The following is a 15,729-nucleotide window of genomic DNA, read 5'->3' on the forward strand; positions in this document are numbered from 1 at the left end:
ACCGGGACGGGGGTGCGGGCAAGCGGTCCGCCGGAGAGCCACCGGTGCCGCGTTCCGGGGCCTTACCATGGCGCGGTGCTGGTCAAGTGGATTCGCTGCACCGTGGTGGACCGCCGCGGTTTCGAGCGGGGGCAGCGGAAGTGGGCGGGGCTCCCGGGGGAGCCGGGTTTCCGGGGACAAGGGGGTGGCTGGAGCAGGGCGCGGCCGGACGTGGCGCACGTCTTCGCCTTCTGGGAGAGCCGTGCCTTCTACGACTCCTTCATGGCCCGCTCCCACGACAGGCTCGCCTCGGCGCAGGTGGGCACCTTCAAGGACGCGCAGGTCAGGCTCTTCGACTACCGCTTCGACGTGAAGACCGGCTTCGAGCCGCGCTTCCACGACGCCGACCTGCTGCGCGTGGCGCTGTGCCGGGTTCACGAGGAGCGGTCCGAGCACTACGTCCTCATGCAGGAGAAGGTCTGGAACCCCGCGATGGCCGGCTCGCCGGGCATGATCCGCGGCCTGTTCGGCGAGGCCCCGGGGGACGGCTACAACGAGTACCTCGTCCTGTCCATGTGGCTGTCGGCCGCCGAACACGGGAAGTACCGTACCGAGCGGGTGGAAAGGCTCGCCCTGCGCGCCCAGACGGAGGCCGACATCGCGTCCCTGACCGGCGACATCGTGCAACTGGAACCCTCCTGGACCGTGTGAGCCCCGGTTCCCCGCCATGTCGCGGCCAGGTGTGGAAACGGTGTGACGTACGCCGTACGGGGGCCGCACGAGTGCCTGATTCCGGCCCACTCGATCTAGGGTTCTGGCATGGCACGACCACGGCGCATCGTCCTTGTCCGGCACGGCGAGTCGATCGGCAACGCCGATGACACCGTGTACGAGCGCGAGCCCGACCACGCGCTGGCCCTCACCGACCGGGGCCGGGAGCAGGCCGAGGAGACCGGCAAGGAACTGCGCGAGGTGTTCGGCCGCGAGCGGGTCAGCGTCTACGTCTCCCCGTACCGCCGCACCCACGAGACACTCCGCGCCTTCCACCTCGACCCGGACCTCATACGGGTACGGGAGGAGCCCCGGCTGCGCGAGCAGGACTGGGGCAACTGGCAGGACCGCGACGACGTGCGGCTGCAGAAGGCCTACCGGGACGCCTACGGGCACTTCTTCTACCGCTTCGCGCAGGGCGAGTCCGGTGCGGACGTGTACGACCGCGTGGGCAACTTCCTGGAGAGCCTGTTCCGCAGTTTCGAGGACCCCGACCACCCACCGAACGTGCTCCTGGTGACCCACGGGCTGGCCATGCGGCTGTTCTGCATGAGGTGGTTCCACTGGACGGTCGCGGAGTTCGAGTCGCTGTCCAACCCCGGGAACGCCGAGATGCGGATGCTCGTTCTCGGCGAGGACGGCAAGTACACCCTTGACCGGCCCTTCGAACGCTGGCGAGATCCGGAACCGTACGGGATCACCGGATAGAGTGGCAGGGCGATGACCGCTCATTCTTCTCCTGACGGGCGCCTGGACCGCGCCCTTTCCAGCCTGCGCGGACTGTCGGTGGGGGACGCGCTGGGCTCACAGTTCTTCGTTCCCGCGAACTATCCGCTGCTGGGGAGGCGCGAGCTGCCGCCCGGCACCTGGCAGTGGACGGACGACACGGAGATGGCCTGTTCCGTGGTCTCCGTCCTGGCCGCCCACCACCGCATCGACCAGGATGCGCTGGCGCTCTCCTTCGCCCGGCACCACGACTTCGACCGGGGGTACGGCCCCGCGGTCAACCGCCTGCTGCGGCTGGTCCGGGAGGGCGGCGACTGGCGCGAGCTGGCCGCGGCGCTCTTCAACGGACAGGGCTCCTGGGGCAACGGCGCGGCCATGCGCATCGCACCGCTGGGCGCCTGGTACGCGGACGATCCGGAACAGGCGACCCACCAGGCGGAGATCTCCGCCTACCCGACGCATCAGCACCGTGAGGCGGTGGTCGGGGCCATGGCCGTCGCGGCGGCCGCGGCACTGGCCGCGGACCCGGCCGGGCCGCCCCCGGCACACGCGCTCCTCGACGGGGTGATCTCGCTCGTTCCGAAGAGCGCCGTGGGTGCCGGGCTGCGCCGTGCCCGGGACATGCTCGACTACGGCGACGCGGCCACGGTCGCGGCGGTCCTGGGCTGCGGCCGGCGTACGACCGCGCACGACACGGTTCCCTTCGCCCTCTGGTCCGCGGCCCGCGCGCTCGGGCAGTACGAGACCGCCTTCTGGACGACCGCGCAGGTCGGCGGGGACGTGGACACGACCTGCGCCATCGTGGGCGGGGTGGTCGCGGCCGGTGAGGCGGGGGCGCCCCCGGCGGAATGGGCCGAGCGGGTCGAGGCGCTGCCCGCCTGGATGACGGCGTCGGTCTGACGAGATCCCGCACGGAAACGCTCCGTGTGCGACGGGAACTCTCCGTGAGCGCGTGCCCGTTGTCATGACAACCGCTGCCCGAGGCATCCGCCCCGGGCAGCCCCGGGAGGTCATGAAGGGGTGGGACATGGAGGCGCTGTCGGTGTTCGTCGCGTTGCTGTCCCCGGTGCTGCCCGTCGCGCTGTTCGTCGCGTTCTCCGGCCCGTCAGGCGCCCGCGTGGCCGTGAGCCGGCGGGGAGGGCACCGGCGGGCGCGCGTGACGCCCGCCGGTGATGCTCACCCCGTCAGCGGTCCGGTGGGATCAGCCCACGCCCGGACCGGCCGAGCCGGACAGGGCCTCCAGGTCGCTCTTGCGCACCCGGATCACCAGCCACGCCGTGGCCAGCGCGAGCACGGCCATGGCGGCGGCCGGGACGAAGGCGGCCGAGATGCCCTGCGCCAGTACGTCGTGCGACCAGGGCGAGGGCAACTGGTGCGTCTGGGCGAACTGCGCCTTCTGCTCCGGCGAACCGTTGGTGAGGAAGTCCTGGACCTGCTTCCCCGCCTCGTCCTTGCTGGCCGTGCCGAAGACCGTCGTCAAAATGGCGAGGCCGATCGATCCGCCCACCTGCTGCATCGCGTTGAGCAGCCCGGACGCCGCGCCCGCCTCGTGCGGGGCGACCCCGGAGACCGCGGTCAGCGTCAGCGTCACGAAGTTCAGTCCCATGCCGAGGCCGAAGATCAGCATCGGACCCAGGACGCCGCCGACATAGGAGCTGTCGGAGCTGATGAGGGCCTGCCAGCCGAGTCCGACCGCCGCGAGCGTCGACCCCGCGATCATGAACGGCTTCGGGCCGAAGACGGGAAGGAACCGCTGCGACACGCCCGCACCGATCGCGATCACGACCGTGACCGGCAGGAAGGCCAGACCGGCCTGGATGGGGGTGTAGCCGAGCACGTTCTGTACGAACAGGACGATGTAGAAGAACATGCCGAACATCGCGGCGGCCAGGCTCAGCATGATCACATACGTGCCGGAGCGGTTGCGGTCGGCGAACATCTTCAGTGGTGTGATCGGTTCCTTGGCCCGCTGCTCGATGAGGACGAAGGCCAGCAGGAGGACCGCCGCAGCCGTGAAGGAGCCGATGGTCAGGTTGTCCCGCCAGCCCTCGTCCGCGGCCCGGATGAAGCCGTAGACGAGGGACGCCATGCCCGCGGTGGAGGTCACCGCCCCGGCTATGTCGAAGCGGCCGGAGTGCCGTTCGGACTCGCTGATGTAGAGCGGCGCGAGCACGGCGATCAGTACACCGATCGGCACGTTGACGAAGAGCACCCAGCGCCAGTCGAGCCACTCGGTGAGCATGCCGCCCGCCAGCAGGCCGATGGCGCCGCCACCCGCGGAGACGGCGGCGAAGACGCCGAAGGCCCGGTTGCGCTCCGGTCCCTCGGGGAAGGTGGTTGTTATGAGGGCCAGCGACGTGGGCGACGCGATCGCGCCTCCCATGCCCTGAAGGACCCGCGCCGCCAGCAACTGCCAGGGTTCCTGTGCGAAGCCGCCGATCAGCGACGCGAAGGTGAACAGCAGGATGCCGGTCATGAAGACCCGGCGCCTGCCGAGGATGTCACCGGCTCGGCCGCCGAGCAGGAGCAGGCCGCCGAAGGTGAGCGTGTACGCGCTGACGACCCAGGTGAGGTCGGTGGTGCTGAACTTGAGAGCGTTTTGAATGTGCGGGAGCGCGATGTTCACAATCGTCGCGTCGAGTACGACCATGAGTTGGCAGGCCGCGATGACGGCGAGTGCGATGCCGGGATGCCCCTCCCGGCGGGCCGCTCCAGGCTTTCGGTCGTTGAGCAGAGAAGAGGTTGTCACTATGTGTCCCCCACGGATCACTTAGTGAACGCTCGCGTTCACTGTTGCCTCAACGTTAGTGACCCGGCGACAGTGAACGCAACCGTTCACTTATTGAGGGTGTCGCGCGCTCGGTCCCCCGTCGCGGTCGCACGGCACACGTCTTGTCCCCGAATACCCCTTTCCATCGCTTTTTGGAGACGTGCGACATGGTTGCTTCGCACTGGGCGGCCGCCTCCGCCCCGACGCCGTCCCGTCGGCGTGGCGCGGTCCTGGAGCGCGCCATCCTCGAGGCCGCGCTGGACCAGCTCGGCACCGTCGGCTGGAACGGCCTGACGATGGAGGGCGTGGCCGCCGGCGCGCAGACGGGCAAGGCGGCGGTCTACCGCCGCTGGCCGTCCAAGGAGGACCTCGTCGCCGACGCGCTGCGGTCCGGCCTGCCGGACTTCGACACGGTTCCCGACCTCGGGAGTGTGCGCGAGGATCTGCTGGAGCTGTGTCGCAGGGCGCGCGACGCGATGTTCTCCCGGCCGGGATTCGCGCTGCGCTCCGTCATTCACGAATGCGACAACGCGCAGGCCGAGCGCTTCCACGCGGTGATCATCAAGGGGGTGGTGGAGCCGACGCTCACGATGATCTGCGAGGTCGTCAAGCGCGGAATGGAGCGTGGGGAAGTCCGTCGTGACGCGGCCAACGGATACGTCTTCGACGCGATTCCGGCGATGATGATGTACCGCTCGAAGATTTGTGCAAGTGAATGGACGGATCGCGAGCTCGAGGAAATGATCGACCAGTTGATGGTCCCGCTGCTGCGTCCCGACGGTTCCTGACCCCGGTCCCCGGGCGGGCCGGTCTGGTACGGGGGAACCGGGGTGTCGCCCGGCGAACGCGGCGGCGTAGGCTAGGGGCGCCATGCCGTACGAACCACCTACTCACACCGTCGAGCGCTCCCTTCGCGCCACGACCGGAGCGAAGATCATTGCCGGTGTCGACGAGGTGGGGCGCGGTGCGTGGGCCGGTCCGGTCACCGTCTGTGCCGCGATCACCGGACTGCGCCGCCCTCCGGCCGGCCTGACCGACTCCAAGCTGCTCACCGTCAAGCGGCGCACCGAACTCGCCGTGGAGTTGCGTACCTGGGTCACGTCCTACGCCCTGGGGCACGCCTCTCCGGAGGAGATCGACGCGCTGGGCATGACAGCCGCGCTGCGGCTGGCGGCGGTGCGGGCCCTGGAGACCCTGCCGGTCCGCCCCGAAGCCGTCATCCTCGACGGCAAGCACGACTATCTCGGGGCGCCGTGGCGGGTTCGTACGGTGATCAAGGGCGATCAGTCCTGCGTGGCTGTCGCGGCGGCCTCGGTGCTCGCCAAGGTTCAGCGCGACAAAATGATGGCCGAACTGGGTGTCGACCATGCAGACTTCGGATTTGCGGACAACGCCGGGTATCCGTCGCCCGTGCACAAGGCCGCACTGGAGGAGCGGGGCCCCACCCCGCACCACCGGTTGTCGTGGGCGTATCTTGATGCGCTGCCCCAGTGGCGGCACCTCAAGAAGGTCCGCAGTTGGGTGGACGGAAGCGCTCCGGAAATCGAGGGTCAGCTCGGCTTCGATTTCTGACGGTTCGGCTCGCAGGCATGTGCCACCCGCCGACGCGAGCCGCACCAACGTTTGATAAACATCAGCTCATGCCTCTCATTCCCGAGGAGCCTCAGATTCACGAGAAGGCCCAGGGTCCCCGCGCCACTCCGGCCAGTGGCCGCACCGCGCCGACCCCCCGCCCCGTACCCGGCCCCCGTCCCGCGGCTCCGCCGCGCCCCGGCCGTCCCGGCCCGGTGCGGCCGACGCCGCCGGCGCAACGCGCCCCGCGCGACACGGCCGCGGCCAAACCCGGACCCTCGGGTCCGGCCGCCCCGGCCACTGCGGCCGCCACTCCGCAGGTCCAGTTGATCCCGGCCACGCCCGACGGTGCGCTCGACGCCGCCGAAGAGGCCGTGGACCTGCTGCTGGACTCGGGCCGTACCCCCGGTGACGTGCTGGTGATCACCACCGGCGATCCCCACCCGTGGGCGGCACACGAACTGTCCTTCGGCGATGCCGCCTACTGGGCGCAGCACGACGCGGGCGACGACGTCTTCTACGCCGACGCCGCCGTCGCGGACCGTGCCGCCTCGCGGGCCGTGGTCGTGGTCGCGCTCAACGGAGGTCCCGAGGCCGCCGCCGTCACCGCCCTCGGCGTGGCCCACTCCCGGGCCGGTGCCCTGCTGATCGTCTGCGGCGACCCGCAGCGGATCAACTCGGTGCTGGGCGCGGGCGTCTGAGCAGGCTTCGCCGAGCGCGACGGCCGGCGGTGTGACACGAAGGGCGCCGGGCCGGAGTCCCCGTACGGGGTCGGCCCCGGCGTCTCGTGTGCCCCGAGGGCACCGCGTGAAGTCGGGCTCGGCCCGACGCGCGGAACCGGTGGACGCGTCGGCCGTCCGGGCCCGGTGACACCGGGTTCCGGTGCAGTCCGGGCCGCGGGTCGCGTGCCGGCCGGGTCACGGGCGAGCCGTGTCACCGCTCGGGCGTGGGCGAGCGCGTCGTGGCCCCGGCCCGCCGGCGCTCAGCGGGCCGCAGCGCGGCGCAGCACGTCCGAGGCGACGCCGCCGGTACGCGGGGGCGGAGGCGGTGCCTCCGCCGTGGCGAAGGGCTCCGGCGCCGACGCCGCGTTGGGCCGGCGCCCGCCGCGGCCCTCGCCGAGCACCTGCCAGCCGTCCCGGGTCAGCGTGATGTACGCGCCGCAGCGCAGCCCGTGCAGCGTGCACGCGTCCCGCAGCCCCCACATCCACGCACCGTCCTCCTGCGTCCAACGCGCGTCGCCCTCACGGCAGTAGAGCAGCACGGCGGTGCGCACCGGGGTGCGGCGCCGCAGGTCATGCGGGATGACGCGGCGCAGCTGGGAGAGCAGCGCGTTGCGGAACACCCAGCCGTCGGCCGGGGAACGGCGGCTGGTGAACGAGGCGCTGGCGCGCAGTCGTTCGTCCGGGTCGAGTACGGCCACGACCGCCGTCGCCGGTTCGGGACGGTGCCGGGAGTGCAGCCCGCTGACGACCTCCCGGGGATTGCGCAGCAGCGGGATTCCGGCGGCGGCCCACTCCGCCGGTTCGAGCATGCGGGTGGCGGAAGCGGCGGACGACGAAAGCGAGGCCGCCGAGGACGGAGCGAATCCGAAGGTCACGTTCCTCCCTTCGGCTACGCGCCCACACTGCGGGCAGGGTCGGATTCGGGGAGCGCGCACCGCAGCGAAACCCTGCCGGAGCGCGGAAGGGCCGTGCGGGGAGCGGACTTCAATTCTTCCTGTCGAACTGGGATGCGGCAACGAGCAATTGGGACCGGGGCCCTTTATCGGTCGATCTGCCTCCTATATCCCTACCCGGAGTGCCGCCGGGCGACGCATGGGACGGGTCACGCGATCGGCCCGCCGCGGATTCGCCGATTGTCAGTGCCATCGGGTTGCATGGGGGCATGGACCACGTGGAACTCCGTACCGAAGCCGATGCCGTCCTCGCCGAGCTGGTCGGCGACCGCGAGGGATCGGCGCGGCTGCGCGAGGACCAGTGGCAGGCGGTGGCGGCCCTGGTGGAGGAGCACCGCCGTGCCCTGGTGGTGCAGCGCACCGGCTGGGGCAAGTCGGCCGTGTACTTCGTCGCCACCGCACTGCTGCGCCGGCGCGGGGCGGGCCCCACGGTGATCGTCTCGCCCCTGCTGGCACTGATGCGCAACCAGGTCGAATCGGCCGCGCGGGCGGGGATCCGGGCGCGCACGATCAACTCGGCCAACCCGGAGGAATGGGAAACGATCTACGGGGAGGTCGAGCGGGGCGAGACCGACGTCCTCCTCGTGAGCCCGGAACGCCTCAATTCCGTGGACTTCCGGGACCAGGTGCTGCCGAGGCTCGCGGCCACGACCGGACTGCTCGTGGTGGACGAGGCCCACTGCATCTCCGACTGGGGCCACGACTTCCGCCCCGACTACCGCCGGCTGCGCACGATGCTGGCCGAGCTGCCGGCCGGGGTGCCGGTGCTGGCCACCACCGCGACCGCCAATGCGCGGGTCACGGCCGACGTGGCCGAGCAGTTGGGCACGGGCGGCGAGGACGCGCTGGTCCTGCGGGGCCCGCTCGACCGGGAGAGCCTGCGGCTGGGCGTGCTCCAGTTGCCCGACGCGGCGCACCGGCTGGCCTGGCTGGGGGAGCGGCTGGGCGATCTGCCCGGCTCCGGGATCATCTACACGCTGACCGTGGCGGCGGCGGAGGAGGTCGCGTCGTTCCTGCGGCAGCGCGGACATCCGGTGGCCTCCTACACCGGGAAGACGGAGAACGCCGACCGGCTGCAGGCGGAGGAGGATCTGCTGGCGAACCGCGTGAAGGCGCTCGTGGCGACCTCGGCGCTGGGCATGGGCTTCGACAAGCCCGACCTGGGCTTCGTGGTGCACCTGGGGTCGCCGTCGTCCCCCATCGCCTACTACCAGCAGGTGGGACGTGCGGGACGCGGTGTGGACCACGCGGACGTCCTGCTGCTGCCGGGACGGGAGGACGAGGCGATCTGGGCGTACTTCGCCTCGGTGGGCTTCCCGCCGGAGGAGCAGGTGCGGCGCACGCTGGCGGTCCTGGAGGAGGCGGGACGGCCGATGTCGCTCCCGGCCCTCGAGCCGTTGGTGGACCTGCGGCGTTCACGCCTGGAGACGATGCTGAAGGTCCTGGACGTGGACGGCGCGGTCAAGCGGGTCAAGGGCGGCTGGACCGCCACGGGTCGGCCGTGGACGTACGACGCGGAGCGGTACGCGTGGGTGGCGCGGCAGCGGCAGGCGGAGCAGCAGGCCATGCGGGACTACGTGGCGACCACGGGGTGCCGCATGGAGTTCCTCCAGCGACAGCTCGACGACGAGAAGGCGACCGCGTGCGGTCGCTGCGACACCTGCGCCGGCCCCTGGCTCGACCCGGCCGTCCCGTCCGCGGCCCTGGCGGCGGCGACGGGCGAACTGGACCGTCCCGGCGCGGAGGTCGAGCCGCGCAAGATGTGGCCGACGGGGCTCGCCGCGGTGGGCATGGACCTCAAGGGCCGTATCCCCGTGGGCCAGCAGGCCCTCACCGGGCGGGCGCTGGGGCGGCTGTCGGACATCGGCTGGGGCAACCGGCTGCGCCCGCTCCTGTCGGCGCAGGCGGCGGACGGGCCGGTCCCGGACGACGTGCTGGACGCCGTGGTGACGGTGCTGGCCGACTGGGCCCGCTCCCCGGGCGGCTGGGCCGCAGGCTCTCCCGACGCGGTGGCCAGGCCCGTGGGCGTCGTGGCCATGCCCTCCCGCACCCGGCCCCAACTGGTCTCCTCGCTGGCCGAAGGGGTGGCACGGGTCGGCAGGCTCCCGATGCTGGGCCGCCTCGCGCACACCGCCCACGCCGACGAGCACGCCGCCCACCGCAGCAACTCCGCCCAGCGGCTGCGCGCCCTGGCGGAGTCGTTCACGGTGCCGGGCGAACTCGCCGCGGCCCTGGCGGGGACTTCCGGCCCGGTCCTGCTCGTCGACGACTACACCGACTCCGGCTGGACGCTGGCGGTGGGCGCGCGTCTCCTGCGGCAGGCGGGCGCCGACCAGGTGCTCCCGCTTGTCCTGGCGCTGGCGGGGTAGAGCCGGGCGCGCGTCACGTCGCGAAGGCGTGAGGCCGCCGGATCGGGCGAAGTGATGTGTCCCTGCCGAGAGTTATCCACAGGGCAAAGCGGAATTCGCCGATTCACGAGATCGTCGAGTCATGACGAACCACGGTGAAACGACCGGATCCTACGAGAACGGTGACATCCCGGGCCCCGGGCGGCCGGACCGCGCCCCGCAGGACAGCCCCGGGAGCGAACAGCAGGTCACCCTGCGCACCCCCGCCGAACTCGCCGACGCCCTGCCGTACCTGCTCGGCTACCGCCCCGAGGACAGCATCGTCCTGGCCGCCCTGCGGGACAGGGACGGACGGGGCCGCTTCGGCGGTCGCGCGCGCCTGGGCATCCCGGCCAACCCGGACGACTGGGCGGGCGCGGCCGGACAACTGGTCCACGGCCTGGTGACCGGAAGCGAGCGGCGAGGGGTGCGACCCGAGCAGATGGTCGCCTATCTCTGCCAGGAACCGGGCCCGGGCGAAACCGGACGTGAGGTGATGGAGCGGCTGCGGCCACTGGCCCAGAAGCTGCGCGTCGCGTGCGGTGCCCTCGACGTGCCCGTCGTCGAAGCCCTGTGCATCTCCGCCGGACGCTTCTGGTCGTACTGCTGCGACGAGGAGGCCTGCTGCCCCGCGGAGGGCCTCCCCATGGGGCTGCCGGGCACGTCGGTGGTGGCCGCGGCGGCCACCTATGCCGGTATCCAGGTGCGCGGCACGTTGCGTGAGCTGCGGGCCAGGATGCTTCCCAGGGAGGACGCGGCGGCGGCCGAGCAGGCGGCCGCCCTGGACGCGGCCGCCACGACGCTGGTCTCCCGGATCCTGGACGCCGCCGGCCGCTCGGAGGTGGCCGAGGAGACGCTGGACACGGCGGAGCGGGTCATGCGGCGCCTCGCCGCGGCCCCACCGGTCTCCGGCGTGCCGGCCGAGGACCTGCGCGACGACCACCTGCTCGGGCACGAGGAGGCGGCGGCGCTGATCCTCGGGCTCCAGGACCGTACGACACGTGACCGCGCGGCCGCGTGGATGGAGGGCGACGAGGCGGCAGCCGCGATGCGTCTCTGGCGGGCCCTGGCCCGTCGCTGCGTCGGGGCGTACGGCGAGCACGCGGCGGCGCCCCTCACCCTCGCGGGCTGGGTCGCCTGGTCCACCGGTGACGAGCTGGAGGCACGGGAGGCACTGGCCATGGCCCTGGGTGCGGATCCCGACTACCTCTTCGCCCGGCTCCTGCACCAGGCCTGCAACGAGGGCCTCGACCCCGAGTCGATCCGCCGCTGTCTGCGCGAGGGAAGGAAGGGTGGCGCGGACGAGGGGAGCGGCACTCCGGGCGGTGACGGACACGGCGGTGGGGCCGTGGAAGGCGAGCAGGCCGACCCCTCGTCCACCCCGCCGCCGGGCCGTCGGCGCCGCCCGCGCGCCCCCGCCCCGCGCACCGCTGCCTCGGCGCAGGGCATCCGGCGCCGCGCCAGGGCGCACGCCCATGAGCCGAGCGCCGCGATCGTGCGCCCTCGCACTCCCTCCGGAGGCGGCCGTCCCGGGGCACCGCGGACGGACCTGTCGCGCCCCCACTCCTCGAGGGCGGCGGCCGCGGGCAGGCATGCGACGCGCCCGCAAGGGGCGCGCAGGGGAGAGAGCAGGGCGGACGGGGACGGTGAGCGCCCCTGAAGCGGGTGGTGGAGGGAGTGTTTATCGTCAGGGAGACGACTATGATCACCGCATGGCCTACGACCCGTCAGCCTTTCCGCCCTTCGCCGTCACCGTGGACCTGGTCGTGCTGACCGTGCGCCGCCACTCCCTGTGCGCGCTGGCGGTGCGCAGGGGGGAGCAGCCGTTCCAGGGCCGCTGGGCTCTGCCCGGCGGGTTCGTGCGGGCCGGCGAGGACCTGGCGCAGGCCGCGGCGCGGGAACTGGCCGAGGAGACCGGGCTGTGCGTCCACGACCCGGCCGCCCCGGCCCAGGACCACGGTGCCCATCTGGAGCAGCTCGCGACCTACGGCGACCCCGACCGCGACCCCCGGATGCGTGTGGTCAGCGTCGCCCACCTCGCACTCGCCCCCGACCTGCCCGCACCACGGGCGGGGGGCGACGCCAGCAACGCCCGTTGGGCACCGGTCGAAGAACTGCTGGAGCAGAGCGGTTACGGCCACGACGGCGAGGCGGTGGCCCCCCTCGCCTTCGACCACGCCCGGATCCTGGCGGACGGGGTGGAGCGAGCCCGCTCCAAGATCGAGTACTCGTCGCTGGCCACCGCCTTCTGCCCGCCGGAGTTCACCGTCGGAGAGCTGCGCCGGGTCTACGAGGCGGTGTGGAGCGTCGTGCTCGACCCCCGCAACTTCCACCGCAAGGTGACGGGCACACCGGGGTTCCTCGTCCCCACCGGCGGGACGACCACCCGGCAGGGCGGCCGTCCCGCCCAGCTCTTCCGGGCGGGCGGCGCGACCCTCCTCAACCCGCCGATGCTCCGGCCCGAGGTCTGACGCCGAGTCCGGCCGACGGGCCGTGCGATGCCCGGAAAATCGGATATCGCACGCTATCTTGCTACGAGTGATCCAGGCCTTCGGACTGACCAGCAACCCCCGCAAGGAGCTTCCGCCCGCCGTCGACGACGTCTCGTTCGAGGCGCGTGCGGGCCGCGTCACCGCACTGCTCGGAGCATCGGGCGCCGGCAAGACGACGGCACTCAGACTCATGCTCGAGCTCCAACGGGGTCGCGGTCTCACCTACTTCAGAGGCCGCCCCCTGCACCGCATCGCCCATCCCGCCCGAGAGGTCGGCGTGCTGCTGGGCGACGTCCCGGGGCACCCGGCCCGTACGGTGCGCGGCCATCTGCGCATGCTCTGCGCGGCCGCCGGTGTTCCCGTCCGCAGGGCCGACGAGGTCCTGGAGTCGGCGGGTCTCGAGAGCCTGCGCGACGAACGCCTCGGCGCGCTCTCCCGGGGCATGGACCGCCGGCTCGGACTGGCCTGCGCGCTCGTTCCCGACCCGCACACCCTGGTCTGCGACGACCCCGCCGGTGCACTCTCGGCCCAGGACGCCCGGTGGCTGCACGGCGCCCTGCGCGCGCACGCCGCTCAGGGCGGCACGGTCCTGTTCAGCACGGCGGACCCCAAGGAGGCCGCGCGCAACGCCGACCACGTCGTCACGCTGGAGAAGGGCAGGATCGTCGCCGACCAGGAGGCGGTGGAGTTCTCCCGCACCCGGCTGCGCCCCCGCGTCGCCGTCCGCACCCCGCACGCCGCCCGCCTCGCCGCTCTGGTGACCAAGGAGGCGCGCACGGCACGCCGTTCGGTCGAGGTGGTGCCCGAGGGCGGCAACCGGCTCGCGGTGTACGGCAGTACATGCGCCGACATCGGAGAGACCGCCTTCCGGAACGGCATCCTCGTGCACCAACTGGCCGACGAGGTGGGCGACATGGGGCCCGGCGCCGGTGCCGTTCCCGCGGCCCGGAACCAGGAGCGCGGGGAGGCCGGCGGTGACCGAGCACAGGTCGCCGGGGCACAGGCCGCCGGAGCGCCGGCCCCGCCCCGCCCCGCGTCCTCCGGCGCCCCGCAGCACCCCCAGGCGGACCTTCGGCAGGCGCCCGCCACGGAGGGAGGCGCGGACACAACCGCGTCCGGGACCGTCCGGCACAGGACCCCTGGGCCCCGGCGGGCCCTCGCCCCCGACGGCGTCGCCCACAGCGCAGCCGAAGGCCCCGGGCCCGGCTCCGGTGACGCTCCCGACGTCCTCGATGCCTCCCGGCAGCGCGCATCCCGCCCGTTCGGCGCCCGCCTTTCCGGCTCGGCGAGTGCGATCCGGGCCGCGGCCGTCACGCTTCCGCCCCCCATCTCCGTCCGTTCCGCCCCCAGCCCGCTCCGGCCGCTGCGCTACGAACTCCGTCGCGCGCTCGGCGTCGGCACCGGCTTCGTCGTCGGCGCGGTCGTGCTCCTGGTCTCCGCCGTCACCGCCGTGATCCTGGCGCGGATCGGGCACACCCCGCAGGCCCGGCTCCTCGCGGCGTGGCCGCAGCAGGTGCCGTTGCCGCCCGCCGCGCTCGGTGCCGGACTGCTCGGCGCGCTCGCCTTCGGCGACGAGTTCCGTCACCCCGCCCTCGCGGCGGACCGCGGCACCGTGCCCCGCCGCATGGGGCTGCTCACCGCCAAGCTCGTCGTCTCCGCCGCCACCGCACTGCTGCTGGCCGCCCTCACCGTGGGCTGCGACACCGAAGTGCTGCGACTCTTCTACGGGTCCGAACTCGCACAGGCCCCCGCCGACTGGCCCGCGCTGAGCGCCGGTTGGCTCGGGCTCGTCGTCGGTTGCGCGTGGTCCGGAGTGCTCGCCGCGGGTGTCTTCCGGTCCACCTCCGCCGGGCTCGCGGCGGTGGTCGCCGTTCCGGTCGTCGTCGTACCGCTCGTACAGAAGGTCTGGCAGGGCCCGTCCGTACGGACCGCCGCCGGATTCCCGATGCGGGTGCGCGAGATCCTCCTGACCCAGTGGCCGTTCGGGGGCGAGCGGTACGTGGCGGAGGCGCTGCGTCTGGTCGCCCAACCCGTTGGCGGCGCAATGACGTTGTCCCTGACCACTCTCCTCTGCGCGTATCTGCTCACGACCCTGCGCAGCAGGGTCCGGTGACGCCTGTCTCGCCCTTCCGTTCCGACCCTGTGCGCAACTCCCCGGGGAAAGCCCATTTCTTTCCGATAAGGCGTCAATTGCGACGGGGTGAGCGATCACCCTTTCGTGTGCTTTTCACCAAAGACCTCAAGGGAGTTGGGAACAGCGCCGACAAAGGATGCGTGAGTACCCTTGCGCACACCATGATGACCGCCGCCCGTTCCGCCGACTCCGGCCTCGCGAACCCGGGCGAACTCGACCGCTACCCGTACGCCGAGACGCCTGGCGTCGACCGCGTCGGAGCGCCCTCCTGGGAAGGGGTGGAGACCGAGCTGGGCCGCGTGGGCCGGCGCACCGCCGGCAACCGTGGCCGCGGGCTGCACGGGCAACTCGTCCAGCAGCTTGGCCAGATGATCGTTTCGGGTGACCTGGGCGCCGACCGCCCGCTGGTGCCCGAGGAGATCGGGCAGCGTTTCGAGGTGTCCCGCACCGTCGTGCGCGAGTCCCTTCGCGTGCTGGAGGCGAAGGGCCTGGTCAGTGCCCGCCCGAACGTCGGTACGCGCGTGCGTCCCGTGAGCGACTGGAACCTCCTCGATCCGGACATCATCGAATGGCGTGCCTTCGGGCCGCAGCGCGACGACCAGCGCCGTGAGCTGAGCGAACTGCGCTGGACGATCGAGCCGCTCGCCGCGCGCCTCGCCGCCGGCCATGGGCGTGAGGACGTCCAGCAGCGGCTGTCCGACATGGTCGGGATCATGGGGCACGCCATGGGGCAGGGCGACGCGCTCACCTTCTCCCGTGCCGATGCCGAGTTCCACACCCTGCTCATCCAGGTCGCGGGCAACCGGATGCTGGACCACCTCTCCGGCATCGTCTCCGCCGCCCTCCATGTCTCCGGCGGTCCGGTCACCGGCTGTGACCGGCCGAACGACGTGTCGCTCGCGCAGCACGGCCGGATCGTCGACGCCCTCGCCACCGGCGACGGCGCGGCGGCCGAGGCGGCCATGCGCCAGCTTCTGACCGTCCACCCCGAGGTGGAACGCGTGGTGCCCGCCCCGCGCGAGCACTGACCGCCTTCCGCCGCAGCGGCGCGGTCCGGGCACGCCAAACCCCTCCTGTGGCAGTGCCCGGACCGCCGCCGTCACCGTCGGACCCCGGGGAGCCCCTCGTGGTTGCCCGGGGTCCGACGGTGTGATGAGAGGCTGAGCCGTCCCGTCATGGCCGGGCGTGCGAGTTGGTGACCCGGTTCCTTCATGTCTGACCGG

The 15,729-nt window shown here is 72.5% G+C and carries 13 protein-coding genes; 11 read left to right on the forward strand and 2 right to left on the reverse strand.

What is annotated here, in order from left to right:
• Positions 1-75: 75 nt before the first annotated feature.
• The 3 genes from Sdi02f_RS29060 (at position 76) to Sdi02f_RS29070 (ending at position 2,376) form a co-directional block, all read left to right on the forward strand.
• Positions 76-690 (forward strand): YdbC family protein, encoded by a 615-nt coding sequence (locus tag Sdi02f_RS29060; RefSeq protein ID WP_037798847.1) that lies wholly within the window; start codon positions 76-78, stop codon positions 688-690.
• 108 nt (positions 691-798) lie between these two features.
• On the forward strand, positions 799-1,458 hold the full coding sequence (locus Sdi02f_RS29065; RefSeq protein WP_030402610.1) for a histidine phosphatase family protein: 660 nt from the start codon (positions 799-801) through the stop codon (positions 1,456-1,458).
• Positions 1,459-1,470: 12 nt separating this feature from the next.
• Positions 1,471-2,376, forward strand: coding sequence for an ADP-ribosylglycohydrolase family protein (locus Sdi02f_RS29070; RefSeq protein WP_031082150.1), 906 nt, complete (start codon positions 1,471-1,473; stop codon positions 2,374-2,376).
• 301 nt (positions 2,377-2,677) lie between these two features.
• Here the strand turns inward: Sdi02f_RS29070 and Sdi02f_RS29075 are convergent, their stop codons facing one another.
• Entirely contained in the window at positions 2,678-4,225 is a 1,548-nt protein-coding gene (locus Sdi02f_RS29075) for an MFS transporter (protein WP_108934299.1), read from the reverse strand.
• A 188-nt stretch (positions 4,226-4,413) separates the two neighbouring features.
• Between Sdi02f_RS29075 and Sdi02f_RS29080 the strand changes: the two genes are divergently transcribed.
• The 3 genes from Sdi02f_RS29080 (at position 4,414) to Sdi02f_RS29090 (ending at position 6,519) form a co-directional block, all read left to right on the forward strand.
• Entirely contained in the window at positions 4,414-5,034 is a 621-nt protein-coding gene (locus tag Sdi02f_RS29080; protein ID WP_030402607.1) for a TetR/AcrR family transcriptional regulator, read from the forward strand.
• 82 nt (positions 5,035-5,116) lie between these two features.
• Complete coding sequence (gene rnhB / locus Sdi02f_RS29085; protein WP_030402606.1) at positions 5,117-5,818, forward strand: ribonuclease HII; 702 nt, start codon at positions 5,117-5,119, stop codon at positions 5,816-5,818.
• Positions 5,819-5,886: 68 nt separating this feature from the next.
• On the forward strand, positions 5,887-6,519 hold the full coding sequence (locus Sdi02f_RS29090) for a hypothetical protein (protein WP_108934300.1): 633 nt from the start codon (positions 5,887-5,889) through the stop codon (positions 6,517-6,519).
• Between the two features lie 281 nt (positions 6,520-6,800).
• On the opposite strand, the gene Sdi02f_RS29095 is transcribed toward Sdi02f_RS29090, so the two are convergent.
• Complete coding sequence (locus tag Sdi02f_RS29095) at positions 6,801-7,415, reverse strand: hypothetical protein (protein WP_030402604.1); 615 nt, start codon at positions 7,413-7,415, stop codon at positions 6,801-6,803.
• 287 nt (positions 7,416-7,702) lie between these two features.
• Here Sdi02f_RS29095 and Sdi02f_RS29100 point away from each other — a divergent pair, with 287 nt between their 5' ends.
• The 5 genes from Sdi02f_RS29100 to whiH all read left to right on the forward strand — a co-directional run bounded on the left by Sdi02f_RS29100 (position 7,703) and on the right by whiH (position 15,534).
• Positions 7,703-9,862 (forward strand): RecQ family ATP-dependent DNA helicase, encoded by a 2,160-nt coding sequence (locus Sdi02f_RS29100; protein WP_030402603.1) that lies wholly within the window; start codon positions 7,703-7,705, stop codon positions 9,860-9,862.
• A gap of 121 nt (positions 9,863-9,983) precedes the next feature.
• Positions 9,984-11,540 carry a DUF4192 domain-containing protein gene (locus Sdi02f_RS29105; protein WP_030402602.1) on the forward strand — a complete coding sequence of 519 codons (1,557 nt, stop codon included), beginning with the start codon at positions 9,984-9,986 and terminating at the stop codon, positions 11,538-11,540.
• 52 nt (positions 11,541-11,592) lie between these two features.
• On the forward strand, positions 11,593-12,351 hold the full coding sequence (locus tag Sdi02f_RS29110; protein WP_030402601.1) for an NUDIX hydrolase: 759 nt from the start codon (positions 11,593-11,595) through the stop codon (positions 12,349-12,351).
• 67 nt (positions 12,352-12,418) lie between these two features.
• Entirely contained in the window at positions 12,419-14,485 is a 2,067-nt protein-coding gene (locus tag Sdi02f_RS29115) for an ABC transporter ATP-binding protein (protein WP_108934301.1), read from the forward strand.
• Positions 14,486-14,646: 161 nt separating this feature from the next.
• Positions 14,647-15,534: a sporulation transcriptional regulator WhiH gene (whiH, locus tag Sdi02f_RS29120; RefSeq protein ID WP_030402599.1), complete on the forward strand. Its 888-nt coding sequence runs from the start codon at positions 14,647-14,649 to the stop codon at positions 15,532-15,534.
• Positions 15,535-15,729: the final 195 nt, after the last annotated feature.

Source organism: Streptomyces ardesiacus (assembly GCF_003112575.1).
GTDB lineage: Bacteria > Actinomycetota > Actinomycetes > Streptomycetales > Streptomycetaceae > Streptomyces > Streptomyces ardesiacus.